At 65.4% G+C, this 16206-nt stretch carries 14 protein-coding genes; 4 read left to right on the top strand and 10 right to left on the bottom strand.

The window, feature by feature from the left end:
* Positions 1 to 16: 16 nt before the first annotated feature.
* From ccoS to ccoN, 8 genes are all read right to left on the bottom strand, one after another.
* Positions 17 to 160: a cbb3-type cytochrome oxidase assembly protein CcoS gene (ccoS, locus tag ACOQOU_RS03535; RefSeq protein ID WP_109766241.1), complete on the bottom strand. Its 144-nt coding sequence runs from the start codon at positions 158 to 160 to the stop codon at positions 17 to 19.
* Positions 160 to 2469 carry a heavy metal translocating P-type ATPase gene (locus ACOQOU_RS03530; RefSeq protein ID WP_306026392.1) on the bottom strand — a complete coding sequence of 770 codons (2310 nt, stop codon included), beginning with the start codon at positions 2467 to 2469 and terminating at the stop codon, positions 160 to 162. Before ACOQOU_RS03530 ends, ccoS begins: the two co-directional genes overlap by 1 nt.
* On the bottom strand, positions 2466 to 2948 hold the full coding sequence (locus ACOQOU_RS03525; protein ID WP_147393325.1) for a FixH family protein: 483 nt from the start codon (positions 2946 to 2948) through the stop codon (positions 2466 to 2468). The genes ACOQOU_RS03530 and ACOQOU_RS03525 overlap by 4 nt, the downstream gene beginning before the upstream one ends.
* A 5-nt stretch (positions 2949 to 2953) precedes the next feature.
* Positions 2954 to 4513, bottom strand: coding sequence for a cytochrome c oxidase accessory protein CcoG (ccoG, locus tag ACOQOU_RS03520; protein ID WP_109766238.1), 1560 nt, complete (start codon positions 4511 to 4513; stop codon positions 2954 to 2956).
* Between the two features lie 235 nt (positions 4514 to 4748).
* Positions 4749 to 5624 (bottom strand): cytochrome-c oxidase, cbb3-type subunit III, encoded by an 876-nt coding sequence (ccoP, locus tag ACOQOU_RS03515; protein WP_109766237.1) that lies wholly within the window; start codon positions 5622 to 5624, stop codon positions 4749 to 4751.
* A 4-nt stretch (positions 5625 to 5628) separates the two neighbouring features.
* A complete protein-coding gene (locus ACOQOU_RS03510; protein ID WP_109766236.1) occupies positions 5629 to 5784 on the bottom strand; it encodes a cbb3-type cytochrome oxidase subunit 3 in 156 nt (51 codons plus the stop codon).
* An 11-nt stretch (positions 5785 to 5795) separates the two neighbouring features.
* Positions 5796 to 6527, bottom strand: coding sequence for a cytochrome-c oxidase, cbb3-type subunit II (gene ccoO / locus ACOQOU_RS03505; RefSeq protein WP_109766235.1), 732 nt, complete (start codon positions 6525 to 6527; stop codon positions 5796 to 5798).
* 14 nt (positions 6528 to 6541) lie between these two features.
* Positions 6542 to 8164 (bottom strand): cytochrome-c oxidase, cbb3-type subunit I, encoded by a 1623-nt coding sequence (ccoN, locus tag ACOQOU_RS03500; protein WP_306026393.1) that lies wholly within the window; start codon positions 8162 to 8164, stop codon positions 6542 to 6544.
* Positions 8165 to 8361: 197 nt separating this feature from the next.
* On the opposite strand from ccoN, the gene ACOQOU_RS03495 reads away from it, so the two are divergent.
* Entirely contained in the window at positions 8362 to 8946 is a 585-nt protein-coding gene (locus ACOQOU_RS03495; RefSeq protein ID WP_109766233.1) for a hemerythrin domain-containing protein, read from the top strand.
* Positions 8943 to 10313: an oxygen-independent coproporphyrinogen III oxidase gene (gene hemN / locus ACOQOU_RS03490; protein WP_109766232.1), complete on the top strand. Its 1371-nt coding sequence runs from the start codon at positions 8943 to 8945 to the stop codon at positions 10311 to 10313. Before ACOQOU_RS03495 ends, hemN begins: the two co-directional genes overlap by 4 nt.
* A gap of 6 nt (positions 10314 to 10319) precedes the next feature.
* Here the strand turns inward: hemN and ACOQOU_RS03485 are convergent, their stop codons facing one another.
* The gene (locus ACOQOU_RS03485; RefSeq protein WP_109766231.1) at positions 10320 to 11081 is read right to left on the bottom strand and encodes a Crp/Fnr family transcriptional regulator; all 762 of its coding nucleotides are present in this window, start codon (positions 11079 to 11081) and stop codon (positions 10320 to 10322) included.
* 391 nt (positions 11082 to 11472) lie between these two features.
* On the opposite strand from ACOQOU_RS03485, the gene ACOQOU_RS03480 reads away from it, so the two are divergent.
* Both ACOQOU_RS03480 and ACOQOU_RS03475 read left to right on the top strand, forming a co-directional pair.
* Complete coding sequence (locus ACOQOU_RS03480) at positions 11473 to 11859, top strand: VOC family protein (protein WP_306026394.1); 387 nt, start codon at positions 11473 to 11475, stop codon at positions 11857 to 11859.
* A complete protein-coding gene (locus tag ACOQOU_RS03475; RefSeq protein ID WP_109766230.1) occupies positions 11856 to 12623 on the top strand; it encodes an SDR family NAD(P)-dependent oxidoreductase in 768 nt (255 codons plus the stop codon). The genes ACOQOU_RS03480 and ACOQOU_RS03475 overlap by 4 nt, the downstream gene beginning before the upstream one ends.
* Before the next feature lie 9 nt (positions 12624 to 12632).
* Here ACOQOU_RS03475 and putA read toward each other — a convergent pair whose 3' ends face one another.
* The gene (gene putA / locus ACOQOU_RS03470) at positions 12633 to 16145 is read right to left on the bottom strand and encodes a bifunctional proline dehydrogenase/L-glutamate gamma-semialdehyde dehydrogenase PutA (RefSeq protein WP_306026395.1); all 3513 of its coding nucleotides are present in this window, start codon (positions 16143 to 16145) and stop codon (positions 12633 to 12635) included.
* Positions 16146 to 16206 lie beyond the last annotated feature (61 nt).

The raw sequence follows: 16206 nt of genomic DNA, 5'->3' as shown, positions 1-16206 counted from the left end.
GCAATTGCCGGCTGACCTAGTCCTCGTCGTCCTCGAGGATGCGCGCCGCCGCGCCGTCCAGATCCTCGTACTGGCCCGAATTCAGGCTCCAGATGAAGGCGCCTAGGCCCAGAAGTCCGAGAAAAAGCGCGATGGGTATGAGAACGGTCAAAAGCGTCATTATTCGGCAGCTTCCATGGAACCGGTGCCGACCGCAAGTGCGGACCGCGCCGGGCGGCTGGCCGCCGGCGCCGGATCGCCGCGCGTCAGGCGCATCGAGTTGAGCACGACGACGATCGAGGAGGCGGACATGGCAATCGCCGCGACCAGCGGCGTGACCATGCCGGCCATGGCGATCGGCAGGGCGATCACGTTGTAGGCGAAGGCGAGCCCGAAATTCTGCTTGACCAGCGCCTGGGCGCGCAGCGCGATGCCGCGCGCGGCGGTGACCGCTTCGAGGCTGTCGCGGGTGAAGACGAAGTCGGCCGCGGTGCGCCCGACATCGGAGCCCGAGGCGGGCGCCATCGAGACATGTCCGGCGGCCAGCGCCGGCGCATCGTTGATGCCATCGCCGACGAACAGCACTTTCTTGCCTTCGGCGCGGAGCGCCTCGATGCGGGCGATCTTGTCGGCCGGCGACTGGTCGGCGTGCCATTCGGTCACGCCGAGCCGGTCGGCGAGGCCGGCGACCTGCGCGGCGGCGTCGCCCGAGACGATCCGTGTGCCAAGTCCGGCATTGTGCAAGGCGTCTATGGCGGCGGCCGCACCGTCGCGGACATGTTCGCCGAGCTTGATCGCGTGGAGCGATCCGCCCTTGGTGGCGAACGCCAAACCGCCCGATGGGTCCTGCACGGCACTGGGCTCGGCGATCTCGGCAACCCACGCCATGCGGCCAAGCCGCGCCAAGCCGCCGGAGAAGCCTCCCTCGACGCCAAGGCCGGGATGCTCGGCGATATCGGTGCCGCGCGCCGTGGCGCCGGCGTCCAGATGGGTCAGCAGCGCGCGTGACGCGGGATGGCCGGAGGAGGCGGCGAGCGCGCGCGCAATCGCGATGTCGGACGGGCGTTCGATGGCACAGCCGATGACCGTCGGCGTGCCGGTTGTCAGTGTGCCGGTCTTGTCGAACACCGCTTCGTCGGCTTCGGCCAGCCGTTCAAGCGCCGCGCCGTCCTTCATAAGGATGCCGTTCTCGAAAAGCCGTGTCGCGCCGATGACGTGGACGACGGGCACGGCCAGGCCCAGCGCGCAGGGGCAGGTGATGATCAGGAGCGCGATGGCGATATAGAGCGATGTGTGCCAGTCGCCGCCGGTGATGACCATCCAGGCGACAAAGGCAATGGCGGCCAGCGAGTGGACGAAGGGCGCGTAAAGCCGTGCGGCCCGGTCGGCGGCGCGGACATAGGCGCCGCGTCCGTTCTCGGCCGCTTCCATCATCGCCCGCACCTCGGCAAGGAACGATTTGTCGGCGGTATTTGTGACTTCGATATCAAGGACGCCGGTCAGGTTCATGGCGCCCGCTTCGAGCGCGGTTCCAGCTTCGGCGGTGACCGGCAGGCTCTCGCCGGTGACCAGCGAGCGGTCGACGTCCGAAAGACCGTTCTCGACCGTGCCGTCGACCGGCAGGCGCTCGCCGGCAAAAACGCGCACCGTCATGCCCGGCTCGATCTCGTCGAGCGGCAGATAGCGCATCTCGCCATCGCCCGTGAGCACGTTGGCGCCCTTGGCCGAAAGACGGCTGAGCTGGACGACAGCGGTGCGCACGCGCTCGCGCATGCGCTGGTCGAGATAGCGGCCGATCAGGAGGAAGAAGAGCAGCATGGTCGCTGCTTCGAAGTAGGTCTTGTCTCCGCCGGTCAGCGCCTCGAACAGGCTCATGCCGGTGGCCAGCGAAATCGCCAGCGAGATCGGCACGTCCATGTTGACGCGGCCGTTCCTGAGCGCGCCCCAGGCCGAACGGAAGAAGACCTGGCCGGCGTAGAAGACGGCGGGAATGGCGATCAGCGCCGAGATCAGGTGGAACAGGTCGCGTGTCGCGCCCTCGGCGCCTGACCAGACCGAGACCGACAGAAGCATGATGTTGGCCGAGGCGAAGCCGGCGACGGCCAGCGATTTGAGCAGTTCGGAATCGCGGCGCTTGCGCTCGAGTTCGTCGAGATCGCCCAGATCGACCGGCCGGGCGGGAAAGCCGAGCGCTGCGAGGGCGCCGGCCACCTCGATGGGCCCGGTTGCGGCCGGATCGAGATGAACCGTGACCCGGCGCAGCGAGAGATTGACCCGCACATAGGCGACGCCATGCATCGGCCGGATGGCGCGTTCGATCGAGGAGATGCAGGCGCCGCAGTGGATGTCGGGTGCCGAAAAGACATATTCGACCGTGCCGTCGTTGCGCTCGCGCCCGGCGTGGAGCAGTTCCTCGGCGCGCGAGAAATCGGCCGATGCGCTGACGCCCACCGCACCGTCGGCGGCGATGTTGCCACCGCAGCAGGTCATTGAACGGTGAACCGCAGCGTGCGCGTCCAGACATCGCCGCCGGCGCCGGTCACGGTCACGTCGGCGTTCCAGACCCCGCTGGCCAGATCGGTCGATCCTGCATAGGTACCGGCTTCGCCCTCGGCGAACTGCACCGTGTGGTCCTGTGCCTCAAAGGAGGGCCGGCCAAGCCTTGCGGTGATGATCGCATCCTCGATCGGCTCCTGGGCGGCATCGTGCATGATCAGCGTCAGGACGCCCTCGCTGTATTCGGGCACCGCCTTCCAGCCCATCGCCAGTTGCCGGCGCTTTTCTGCGGTCACCTCGTTGAAGTGCTGGCTGGCGACATAGGAGTTCTTGACCACCAGCCCGGTCCAGCTGTTGGTGGCGTTCCATGCCATGAACAGGTTGACCGAGATGATGACGCAGAAGAAGGCGAGTATGATGGCCAGAAAATGCCAGCCGGTGAACGGGTTGGGTGCGAAGATGCGTTGCAGCATGGCGATCACTCCGGCGCTTCGAAATTGGCGTTGTAGATGTCGGTCTCGCCGGCTTCGCCTTCCTCGACGATGAAGGAGAAGGGTGTCGAACCGGGTGCGACCATGTCGCGCGGCTGGGAAACGAACACGCGCAGCGGACGCAGCTTGTCGGGCTCGACGGGGATGTCAAATGTCGTGCCGGGTTCGGCGTCAATGCCGTTGATGGCCATGACAGCGCCGGGCAGGCCGTCGAGCGTCAGCGTGATGGTGCGCGGTTCGGCGACCATGTTGAGGATCTTGACCGTGTAACCGTTGCGGATCGAACCGTCCGACAGGGTGGTGAAGACCGGGTTGCGGTCGTGCAGGACGTTGACTTCGAGCCGGTCGCGGGTGCCGAGCGCGATGAGAAGCGCGATGCCGATCGCAGCCCACGCGGCGGTGTAGATGATCGTGCGCAGGCGCAGCATCTCGCGCCATTTGAAGCCGCGGATCGCATCGACGAAATTGCCGTTCTGGTCGCGGACGTTGGACGGATCGATGGCGCCGGAGTTCTCGCCGCCCATGGCGACCCGCATGTTATGATTGTAGTCGGCGAGCGTGGCGTAGGAGATCAGGCCGCGCTCATGGCCGACCTTGTCCATCACCGCGTCGCAGGCGTCGATGCACAGCGCGCAGGTGATGCATTCGAGCTGCTGGCCGTCGCGAATGTCGATGCCTGTGGGGCAGACGGCGACGCAGGCGTTGCAGTCGACGCAATCGCCGGGCAACAGCCCTTGCGCCTTTGCCTTCTTCTGGCCGCGCATGCGCGGCTCGCCGCGCCAGTCATTGTAGGTGACGACCAGCGAGTTCTCGTCGAGCATGGCCGCCTGGATGCGCGGCCAGGGGCACATGTAGATGCAGACCTGTTCGCGCATGATGCCACCAAAAACATAGGTGGTGGCCGTCAGGACGGCGACCGTGGCGTAGGCGATGAACGGCGCCTGTCCGGTGGCGAAATTGTAGGCCAGGGTGGGTGCGTCCGCGAAATAGAAGATCCAGGCGCCGCCGGTGGCCACCGCGATGACCAGCCATGTCGCGTGCTTGGCCAGCTTCTTGGCGATTTTCGAACCGGTCCAGGGTTCCTTGTCGAGCCGGATGCGGGCGTTGCGGTCGCCCTCGAAAAAGCGCTCGATGACCAGAAACAGGTCGGTCCAGACGGTTTGCGGGCAGGTGTAGCCGCACCAGGCGCGGCCGACCACCGAGGTGATCAGGAACAGGCCAACGCCCGCCATCACCAGAAGGCCGGCGATGTAGATGAACTCCTGCGGCCAGATCTCGACGAAGAAGAAGTAGAAGCGCCGGTTGGCCATGTCGATCAGGACAGCCTGGTCGGGCGCATGCGGTCCGCGATCCCAGCGCAGCCAGGGCGTGATGTAGTAGATGCCCAGCGTGACCGCCATGATGATCCATTTCAGGCGGCGATATGTGCCTTCGGCGCGCTTGGGGTGGACTTTCTGGCGGGCTGCGTAAAGCGGTTGCGCGTTTTGTTTCGCGCCCTTGTTGACGGCTTCAACGTCAAGCTTTTCGACGGCGGTCTGATCCAACACACTATGCCTCTTTGACGGGCTTGTACGGAACCGGGGAACGCATGCGTCCCCCGGCAATATCCAAAGCTGTAAATGGAAGGTCGCAACCGGTCGTTGATTTGGGTCAACCGGGCCCGTGCCGTGGGTGCGACAGCTTGTCAGGGGCGGGCGGCGATTTTTGCCGGTGAACCGGGGGCCACGAAAAACGGCGCCCGGAGGCGCCGTTCGTCGACCAGTTCGCGGGAGAATGGGTGGCCTACTGGCCGCCGCCGAGCTGGTGCACGTAGACCGCGAGCTGCTTGACCGTCGTCTCGCCAAGGCGGTCGCCCCAGGCGGGCATGACGCCCTGCTGCGGATTGTTGATCTGGGCGACGATCTCGGCATGGCTGCCGCCATAGAGCCAGATCGCGTCGTTGAGGCGCGGTCCGCCCAGTTCGGGCACGCCTTCGCCGTCGATGCCGTGACAGGCCGAGCATTCGATCTCGAACGTCTCGGCGCCGCGCGCGGCGGCCTCCTCGTCATATTCCTGGCCGGACATCTGGCGCACATACCAGGCGACATCCGAGATCTGGTCGCGATCGAGAATCTGGTCGCGGCCATAGGCCGGCATGTCGTTGAAGCGCGTGTCGAGATCGGGCTCGTGGCGGATGCCGTGGCGGATGGTCCAGGCGATGTCCTCGAGCGTACCGCCCCAGATCCAGTCATCGTCGTTGAGGTTGGGATAGCCCTCGCCGCCGGCGGCGCCCGAACCGTGACACTGCACGCAGTAGACCTTGAAGGCAGACGAACCGCCGGCCACGGCGAACTGGACCAGTTCCGGATCGGCCGCGATCGCGTTGACATCGGCCTGTTCGATGCGGCTCAGATAGACCGCCTGTTCGGCCCGCGCCGCGTCCATCTCCTCGGCCAACTGGCCGCGCGAGGACCAGCCCAGAACGCCGGCGGTGGCGCCGGTGATGCCGGGCCATGCCGGGTAGGCGATGGTGTAACCGATCGTCCAGACGATCGTGGCGTAGAAGGTCCACAGCCACCAGCGCGGCAGCGGGTTGTTCAACTCCTTGATGCCGTCCCACTCATGGCCGGTGGTTTCGACGCCCGAGACTGCATCGATGTCTTTCTTGTCATCGGCCATTTGTTCAGTCCTCCTTGAAGGGGATTTGTGCGGCGTCATCGACGTGCTTCTGGGAGCCGGGCCGGAAGATCCAGAAGACGACGAACAGGAAGATCGCCATCAGGTAGACCAGTCCCCAACTGTCGGCGAAGGTGCGCATGGCTTGGTAGTCAAAGTCCATCGTGCCAACTCCTAGCGGAAGTTCTCTTCGGGCTGGTAGACGGTGAAGTCGACCAGGGTTCCGAGCATTTGCAGGTAGGCGACGAGCGCATCCATCTCGGTCAGCCGAGCGGGATCGCCATCGAAGTCGCCGGTGACGGCCTTGGGATAGCGTTCCTCGATGCCCGACCAATCGGCGTCGGGATCGGCCTGCGCGGCGAGATCGGCCTCGGCGTTCTCGACCATCTCGTCGGTGTAGGGCACGCCGACACGCCGGTTGGCGATCAGATGACCCGATACGTTCTCGATGGTCAGATCCGTGGTGGCCAGGAACGCATAGGACGGCATGATCGATTCGGGCACGACCGACTGCGGGTCGATCAGGTGCTGAACCTGCCACTCGTTGGAGTAGCGGCCGCCGACCCGGGCCAGATCGGGCCCGGTGCGTTTCGATCCCCACTGGAACGGATGGTCGTACATCGATTCGGCGGCCAGCGAATAATGGCCGTAGCGCTCGACCTCGTCGCGGAACGGGCGGATCATCTGCGAGTGGCAGACATAGCAGCCCTCGCGGATGTAGATGTTCCGTCCGGCCAGTTCGAGGGGCGAATAGGGACGCATCCCTTCCACTTCCTCGATGGTGTTTTCCAGATAGAACAGCGGCGCGATCTCGACGATGCCGCCGATGGAGACGACCACCAGCGAACTGACCAGAAGCAGCGTCGCGTTCTTTTCCAGAATGGAGTGTTTGTCGATAAGAGCCATTTCCCGGGGCCTCCTTATTCAGCCGGCTGGGCGACGGGTTGCGGGGCTTCTTCGCCCATGGGCACCTCGTCGCGCAGCTTGCCGCGGATCGTCATGTAGATGTTGAAGCCCATGATCAGGCCGCCGACCAGATAGAGCAGCCCGCCCAGCGTGCGCAGCACGTAGTAGGGGTGCATGGCGGCCACCGATTCGGCGAACGAATACACCAGGAAGCCCTGATCGTTGTACTCGCGCCACATCAGGCCCTGCTGGATGCCGGCCACCCACATGACGGCGGCGTAGACGACGATGCCCAGCGTTGCGAGCCAGAAGTGCCAGTTGACCATGCGCAGCGAGTAGAGCCGCTGGCGGCCCCACAGCTTGGGCACCAGGAAGTAGACCGCGCCGAACGAGATCATGCCGACCCATCCCAGCGCGCCCGAATGCACGTGGCCGATGGTCCAGTCGGTGTAGTGGCTGAGCGAGTTGACCGCCTTGATCGACATCATCGGGCCTTCGAAGGTCGACATGCCGTAGAAGGCGACGGCGATCACCATCATGCGCAGGATCGGGTCGGTGCGCAGCTTGTCCCAGGCGCCCGAGAGCGTCATCAGGCCGTTGATCATGCCGCCCCAGGAGGGCATCCACAGCATGATCGAGAAGACCATTCCCAGCGTCTGCGCCCAGTCGGGCAGGGCGGTGTAGTGCAGGTGGTGCGGACCGGCCCAGATGTACAGGAAGATCAGCGCCCAGAAGTGGATGATCGACAGCCGGTAGGAATAGACCGGCCGGCCGGCCTGCTTGGGAACGAAATAGTACATCATGCCCAGGAAGCCCGCGGTCAGGAAGAAGCCGACGGCGTTGTGGCCGTACCACCACTGCGTCAGCGCGTCCTGAACGCCGGAGAACAGCGAATAGCTCTTCGCGCCCAGGAACGAGACCGGCATGGCCAGATTGTTGACCACGTGCAGCATCGCAATGGTGATGATGAAGGCGAGGTAGAACCAGTTGGCCACATAGATGTGCGGCTCCTTGCGCTTCATCAGCGTGCCCATGAAGACCAGCAGATAGGCGACCCAGACGATCGTCAGCCACAGGTCGACATACCATTCCGGCTCGGCATATTCGCGGCCGGCGCTGCCGCCCAGCAGATAGCCGGTTGCGGCCATGACGATGAACAGCTGGTAGCCCCAGAAGACGAACCAGGCCAGGTCGCCGCCGAACAGGCGGGCGCGGCAGGTGCGCTGAACGACATAGAAGGAGGTTGCCAGCAGCGCGTTGCCGCCAAAGGCGAAGATCACCGCCGATGTGTGCAGCGGGCGCATGCGGCCGAAGTTGAACCACGGCTCGATGTTGAGCTGCGGCCAGGCAAGCTGGGCGGCGACGACGACACCGACCAGGAAGCCGACAATGCCCCAGGCCACCGTGGCGACGGCGCCGTAGCGGACGACACTGTCGAAATATTGCGATTCGCTGGCGGCATCGCCGCCGGCGGGTGCGAATTTGGCGGTGCGCAGCAGCACGGCGGTCGAGCCGAGCAGCACGACGGTCAGGATGCCCATGTGCACCCTGAACAGTTGATCCTGGCCGAGCGCCGCTCCGAGCAGCGCCAAAAAGGCGCCTGCTCCCACCAGCACGACCCAGCTTGCGTTTCTCATTGATTGTCCTCTCGCACTTGCATGTACACGATGGCGTGCCCCCGCACGTCGGCGTGCAATTGCGGCCCGGCCATGCCGGGTCATGACCGTCTCTGCCCGAGGGCCGGTATGCGTGCTTTGATCTTGATCAAGGACCCGACTGAGGTAGCACGTCTACTTTCGGCTGCATCGGAAAGCGCAACCTCGGGGCATGCCGGATGAATTTGCCGACCAACAACGGTGCGGGCGCGAGCGATGCAGGCAATGGGGGCGCCGCTTTGCGCATCGTCGGCAAGGGCGCGGACGAAGAGGCGCGCCGGAAGGGCATCGACCAAGCCGCTAACGGCAATGGTGCTTCCGTCGTCGCGATCGCAGGGACGCTCAAGCACCACATGAATGTGCAGCACAATCTGTGCAGCGCGCTGGAGGCCTTGGCCGACAAGCTGCCCGCCGATGTCCGCAACGACGACTGTCTGGCGCTGGCCCGCAGCGTCTATCCGATCGTGCACCGCAGCCATGTGTTCGAGGAACAGACGCTGTTTCCGTTCCTGAAGGCACAGTGCGCCGACGTGCCCGATCTCGGCGATACGCTGGATCGCCTGCATGGCGAGCACTGGGAGGACGAAGCCTTCGCCGAGGAGGTGCACCACGAGCTGGTGGCGTTCGCCGCCGACCGCTCCCAAATCAATGTCGAAAAGCTCAGCTACATGCTGCGGGGCTTCTTCGTGGGCCTGCGTCGCCACCTGGCCTTCGAGCGCGAGCATTTGCTGCCGATGGTCGAAGCGCTGGAGGATGGTCGATGAATCTCGCCGTCAAGCATGATGTCACGGCGCTTCTGTCGCAGCGCGGCGGGGCCGTGCCGCGCTATACGAGCTATCCCACCGCGCCGCATTTCGAGGCCGGTCTGGGACCGGCGATGCAGGCCGAACTGTGCGCGGCGCTCGACGAGACCGATCCGGTCTCGGTCTATCTGCACGTCCCGTTCTGCGACCGTTTGTGCTGGTTTTGCGGCTGCAACACCAAGCACACGCTGAAATATGAACCGGTGCGCACCTATGTGGATGCGCTGCTCGACGAGATTGCCGGTTTCGGCAAGTCGCTCGGGTTCCGGCCGCGCGCGGGGCAGGTGCATTTCGGAGGCGGCTCGCCGTCGATCCTGTCGGCCGGGGATATGGGGCGGATCGGCGCGGCCCTGCGCGAGGCGTTTGTCGTCGGCCCGCAGACCGAGATCAGCGTCGAGATCGATCCGTCCGATGTCACCGAAGAGACACTGCGCGGGCTGGGCGATCTGGGCGTTACGCGGGCCAGCGTCGGCGTTCAGGATTTCGATCCGCTGGTGCAGCGCGCCATCAACCGGCCGCAGACATTCGAGCAGACGCGCGATGTTATCGCGGCGATGCGCGCCGCCGGGGTCGGCTCGGTCAACATCGATGCGCTTTACGGCCTGCCGCTGCAGACCCGGCCGCGACTGATGCGGACGATCGATCAGGTCGTCTCGCTCGATCCCGACCGGATTGCGCTGTTCGGCTATGCCCATGTGCCGTGGGTCAAGAAGCACCAGAAGATGATCAAGGACGAGCATCTGCCGGACATGCACGAGCGCTTCCAGCAGGCGCTGGCGGCGGGTGCCGCACTGGCCGAGGCCGGCTATGACACGATCGGCATCGACCATTTCGCCAAACCCGGCGACGGTCTTGCGGTGGCGGCGCGCAGCGGGCATCTGCGGCGCAACTTCCAGGGTTACACGACCGACCGGTGCCATGCGCTGATCCCGTTCGGCGCCTCGTCGATCGGCGCATTCGAAGGCGGCTATGTGCAGAACATCGTCGCCACGGGCCAGTACCAGGAGGCCGTGCGGTCGGGCCGGAGCGCTGCGGCCAAGGGCTACCGCATGACAGCGGACGACCGCATCCGCGCCCACATGATCGAGCGCCTGATGTGCGACTTCCGGATATCTTTCGACGATTTGGAGGCCCGGTTCGGCGATGCGGCCGAGCCCTATGTCAACGAGGCTGTGGCGCTGGCCGAGGCCGATGCCGACTTTGTCTGCGGCGCCGATCCGGACGGCTTCTTCGTGCCCGATACGGCGCGTCCGTTCACGCGGCTGGTCGCCGCACGGTTCGACGCGCATCTCAAGGGCTCAGATTTCCGCTATTCGAAGGCGGTCTAGCCGCCGCTACTGCTCGTTCTCGCAAGCGCCCTGCAGGCGGGCCAGCGATGGCACGATCACCGTGCGGTTGTTTTCCAGCTCGATAATGCCGGACTTGCGCAGCTTGGTGATCTGCCGGCTGACCGTCTCGATGGTCAGGCCGAGGAAGTCGGCGATCTCAAGACGCTTGAGCGGCAGTTCGAATCGGATCGTGTGCTCGTCATCGTCCAGTTCGGGGTCGATGTTGGAGGCGATCAGGTAGAGAAAGCTCGCAACCTTTTCGGTCGCGGTCTTGCGGCCGAGCGTCAGCATCCATTCGCGCGCTTCGTCCAGTTCCTTGAGCGTCTGCTCGTGCAGCGCATGTTCCATGTTCGGCGCCGAGCGCGCGAGATCCTCGATCACGGATTTGGGGAAGGAACACACGCGCACATCGGTCGCCGCCTCCGCCGAATAGCTCGATTGCGACGAGAAGATGCGGCCCAGGAAATCGGGCGCGAACTGCAGCCCGACGATCTGCTGGCGGCCGTCGGCCATCAGCTTGGTCAGTTTGACCACGCCCGACAGGATGTTGGAGTAGGTGTGCACATCGTCGCCGACAGTGATCAGTTCGGACTGGCTGCGATAGACATGTTTGGTCGTGTGTTTGGACAGCTGCACGAGCTGGTCGGGCGTCAGCGATCCACACACACCCTTGTGCCGCGATTCGCAGGCACGGCAGACCAGCGGGACGTCGGAATTGTGAACGTCGAGACGAGGGGTCTTGCGCGCTGCGTCCTTGTTGCTTTGCACGTTCGCTCTCCCGATGTCCCAATAGTGTCAACATAACGTGACACTTGGGATTGCGCAAACTTACCGCGCGGCTTTAGTTTTTATTTGTGAAATCAGTGTGTATGCCGCAAACAACTGATTTTTTTGTGTTTTTTCTGCGTCAGGCAAGCTGCAAGGGTCTTCATGGGTTTGAATGGTCCGAAATTATTGCCTCGATTCAACCGTATCGCGGCCCTTGTTCAGCAGCGACCGATCGCATATGGCGCCCGTTTTTTCTCCGATGCAATCGGCCCGCGCCAAGCCAAGTGTCGCAGACGAAAGTCTAATCCGGCTATCGCCGCGTTACGGAGTTGATTGCCCACGCTTGCTTGGTTAAGCGCCCTTCGAGGCAGCCGCGGCAGGGAGGTGCACCATGACCGTTCAACCGACGATCGTCCCCTATCTGAGTTACGAGGACGGCCATGCGGCCATCGCATTCCTGCGCGAGGCGTTCGGATTCGAGATCGTCCAGGCCCATGACGACGAGCGGGGCCGTTTGCTTCACGCCGAGATGCGCTTCGGCGACGGCATGGTCCTGTTGGGCACGGCGAAGGCCGCCAAGGGATCGCCGGGGATCTATGTCGTGGTCGACGATGTGAACGCCCACCATGGGCGCGCCAGGGCGGCCGGGGCCACCATCGTCTATCCGCCCGAACAGACCGAATGGGGGACGTGGCGATATCGTTGCACGGATCCGGAGGGCCATGAATGGACCTTCGGTTCATACCGGCCGCAGACGGAGGCCCCGTCCTGGGCATGACCGATCTCCCCAAAACGCCCTCATTCCGGCTGGAGGGACGGCGCGCGCTGGTCGCCGGCGCATCGAGCGGCATCGGGCTGGGCTGCGCGGTCGCGCTGGCCGAAGCCGGGGCGCATGTGGTGATGGCCGCGCGCGGGCGCGAAAAGCTGGACGCCGCCGTCGAAGCGGTCCGAGAGGCGGGTTTTTCGGCAGAAGCCATGACGTTCGATGTCGCCGATATCGGGGGCATGCGGCTGGCGCTTGCCGGACAGAAACCGTTCGACGTGGTGGTCAATTCGGCGGGCCTGGCGCGGCACGCGCCGGCGCTTGAGACCACCGAGGACGACTATGACGCGGTGATGGATGCCAATCTCAAGGGCGCCTATTTTCTTGCCACCGAAGTGGCGCGGGGCATGGCCGCGGCGGAGAAGGGCGGATCGATCATCACCGTGTCCTCGCAGATGGGCCATGTCGGCGGCATCGACCGCGCGGTCTATTGCGCTTCAAAGCACGCGGTCGAGGGCATGACCAAGGCGATGGCGATCGAATGGGGCGCGCACGGGATTCGCGTCAACACGGTCTGTCCGACCTTCATCCGCACGCCGCTGACGCAGGCAACATTCGACAATCCCGACCGGGTCGCCTGGATCGCCGACAAGATCAAGCTCGGCCGGGTCGGCGAGGTCGAGGACATTATGGGCGCGGTGGTGTTCCTGGCGTCGGACGCCTCGGCGCTGGTCACCGGCACCTCGCTTCTGGTCGATGGCGGCTGGACGGCGGGCTGACCGTCGGTTTCAACTCATCTCGGCGAGAAGCGAGGCATTGCCGCCGGCGGCGGTGGTGTCGATGCACACATGCCGTTCGATCAGGCACCAGGGCGTGATGTCGCGCGCGGTCGCCAGCGGCACGATCGGCCCGTCGCGGCCCGCCAGCGCCCGGCGCATGGCGCGGGCCGCCGCCTGATCGCCCCAGAAGGCGACCGCGTCGAAACCGCCCAGTCTGGCCAGGTCGTCGGGGTCGAGCACACCATCGACAACATTGGCGCCGCAGGCGCCCGGCGCTACCATCAGGGCCCCGCATCCTGCCGCCATCGCCTGGCGAGCCTGTTCGTGGGCGTCGTCGAGCGACGGGCCCAGGCACAGGACCAGCCCGCGCGGATGGGTCGACCAGCGATTCGACTCGCCTGTGGGGCCGGGCAGGTCGCGCGTCTCGCGCGCCCCGGTGGCGATCTCGCCGCGCACGCGGTCCAGCCGCTGCTGGACGGTCGATCCGGCTGCCGGCCGTCCCGTCGCCGGTTCGGCCGCAATGGCCGCCTGTTTTCCAAAGCGCGGCAGATAATGCGGGCCGCCGGCCTTCGGGCCGGTGCCTGAAAGCCCTTCGCCGCCGAATGGCTGCGAGCCGACAATGGCGCCGATCTGGTTGCGGTTGACGTAGATGTTGCCAGCATGGATCGCCGAAGCGATCTGCTCGACGCGGTCGTCGATGCGCGTGTGCATGCCGAAGGTCAGGCCGTAGCCGGTCGTATTGATCGCCGCCACGACATGGTCGATATCGCCGGCGGCGAAGGTCGCCACATGCAGGACCGGGCCGAACACCTCGCGCGTGACCTCCTCGATGCCGGACACGCGAATGACCGACGGCGAAACGAAGGTGCCGCGGTCCGGAATGGCGAGTCGTTTCAGAAGGTTGCCGGTCTTTTCTGCGGCATCGATATAGGCGCGGATTTGGTCGCGTGCGGCGGCGTCGATTACCGGGCCGATGTCGGTCGAAAGGGTCCAGGGGTCGGCAACGGCCAGTTCGTCCATGGCGCCGAACAGCATTTTCAGGAACGGCTCGGCGATATCTTCCTGCAGATAGAGAACGCGCAGCGCCGAGCAGCGCTGACCGGCCGAGCGGAAGCTTGAGACGATGATGTCGCGCACCGCCTGTTCGGGCAGGGCGGTCGAATCGACGATCATCGCATTGATGCCGCCGGTCTCGGCGATCAGCGGCGCGGACGGCGCGAGGTTGCCGGCCATGGCGCGGTTGATCGTCTGTGCCGTCGCGGTCGAGCCGGTGAAGCAGACGCCGCCGACGCGCCGATCCGAGGTGATCGCCGCGCCAACGGTGCCGCCCCTTCCCGGCAGCAATTGCAGCGCTGTGCGCGGCACGCCGGCCTGGTGCAGAAGTCCGACGGCGCGGTGCGCGATCAGCGCGGTGGCTTCGGCGGGCTTGGCGATCACGGCGTTGCCTGCGGCCAGCGCCGCCGAAATCTGCCCCGTGAAGATGGCAAGCGGGAAGTTCCAGGGCGAGATGCAGGCAAACGTGCCGACCGGTTCGGCATCCGGCGCCTTCCGCGCCTCGGCCGCATAATAGCGGAGGAAATCGACCGCCTCGCGCAGTTCGGCGATGGCGTCCTCGGTGATCTTGCCCGCTTCGCGCGTCAGGATGGCGAACAGTTCGCCGAAATTGTCTTCGTAAAGACCGGCGGCGGCGTTCAGGACCGCGGCGCGGTCGGCGACCGCGGCATTCCATGGTCGGGCCGCGCCAAGTGCGGCCTCGATGTCGGCTTGCGTCGCTTCATGCACCGTGCCGACATGATCGTCGCCATTGGCCGGATTGACGACGGACGCCGGTTTGCGGTCGGGGTCGTCGCGGTCTTCTGCGAGCAACGGCGCGGCGGCCCATTGGCGGTCGCGCCATGGCGACCGCGCGTCTTCGATGCGGGCGATGTCGGCCGGATCGTAAAGGTCGAAACCCTTTGAGTTGGCGCGTTCGGGCGCGAAGAGGTCGGCGGGCCGGCGCACCTGCCGGTCCGGGGCGTTGGCGAGCGCGTCGAAGGGGTCGGCGGCAACTGTCTCGGGCGGGACGGCCTTGTCGACGATCTGGTTGACGAAGGAGGAATTGGCGCCGTTCTCCAGAAGCCTACGAACCAGATAGGCCAGAAGGTCCTTGTGCGCGCCGACCGGCGCATAGATTCGGCAGCGCGTTCCTTCGGTTTGCAGTACGCGCGTGTGCAGGCTTTCGCCCATGCCGTGCAGACGCTGGAACTCGTATGTCTTCGGATCGGCGCCCATCTCAAGCACCGACGCCACCGAATGAGCGTTGTGGGTGGCGAACTGCGGATAGATGCGGTCCGTCAGGTTCAACAGATGCCGCGCGCAGTGCAGCCAGGCGGCATCGGTCGCCGGTTTGCGGGTGAAGACGGGAAAGCCTTCGAGCCCGGCCATCTGCGCCCATTTGATCTCGCTGTCCCAATAGGCGCCCTTGACCAGACGCACCATGATCCGCCGGTCGTGCCGTTCGGCCAGTGCATGAAGCCAGTCGATCACCGCCATCGCCCGTTTGCCATAGGCCTGGACGACCACGCCGAACCCGTCCCAGCCGGCAAGGTCCGGATCGGCGATCACCTGTTCGATGACATCGAGGGACAGCTCGAGCCGTGCTGCTTCTTCGGCATCGATGTTCAGTCCGATGCCGGCCCGGGCGGCAAGGCGCGCGAGTTGTGCCGCGCGCGGCACGAGTTCGGCGAGGACACGCCCGCGCTGCGGCTCCTCATAGCGCGGATGCAGGGCGGAGAGCTTGATGGATATGCCCGGATTGTCCTTGACCGCGCCATGCGTTGCGGCCTTTCCGATGGCGTTGATCGCCGCCATATAGGCCGTGTAATAGGTGTCGGCGTCGCGCATGGTCAGCGCCGCTTCGCCCAGCATGTCGTAGGAATAGGTGAAGCCCCTGGCTTCCATCCCGGCGGCCCGGTCCATGGCCTCGCCGATCGACTGGCCGAGCACGAATTGCCGGCCCAGTTCGCGCATCGCCTGCTTGACGGCGGTGCGGATCACCGGCTCGCCCAGCCGCTTCACCGCGCCGTGCATGACCGAGGCGAACCCGCCTTTGGGCGGATCGCGCAGCACATTGCCCGTCAGCATCAGCGCCCAGGTCGAGGCGTTGACCAGCGAGGAAGCCGACCGGCCCAGATGCTCGCCCCAGGCGGACGGTGCGATCTTGTCCTCGATCAGCGCATCCATCGTGTCGGCGTCGGGAACCCTGAGCAGGGACTCGGCAAGGCACATCAGCGCGATGCCCTCGTCGGTCGAAAGCCCGTATTCAGCCAGAAACACCTCCATCAGGCCGGGCGTGTCCATCTTGCGGATGTCGCGCACCAGCGCCGAGGCCCGGAGATGGGCGTTCTTGCGCGCTTCGTCACCGATCGGCGCGGCGGATGCCATGTCGGCCAGCGGCTCGGCCTCGTCGGCCAGGTGCAGGCGGGCGATGCGTTGGCGATGGGACGCCAACGCATCGGATGGGGGGAGCGGTGCGTCGTTCATTTCGCCAGTCTAGCTCACAGCAGCGAGGCATGTTGCCCCTTGATCGGCAGCTGGAAGGCAA

The organism is Oceaniradius stylonematis, from assembly GCF_965223445.1.
Taxonomy (GTDB): domain Bacteria; phylum Pseudomonadota; class Alphaproteobacteria; order Rhizobiales; family Rhizobiaceae; genus Roseitalea; species Roseitalea stylonematis.
The sequence above is the reverse complement of the archived record's forward strand: the minus strand, read 5'-3'. Positions and strand labels throughout refer to the sequence as shown.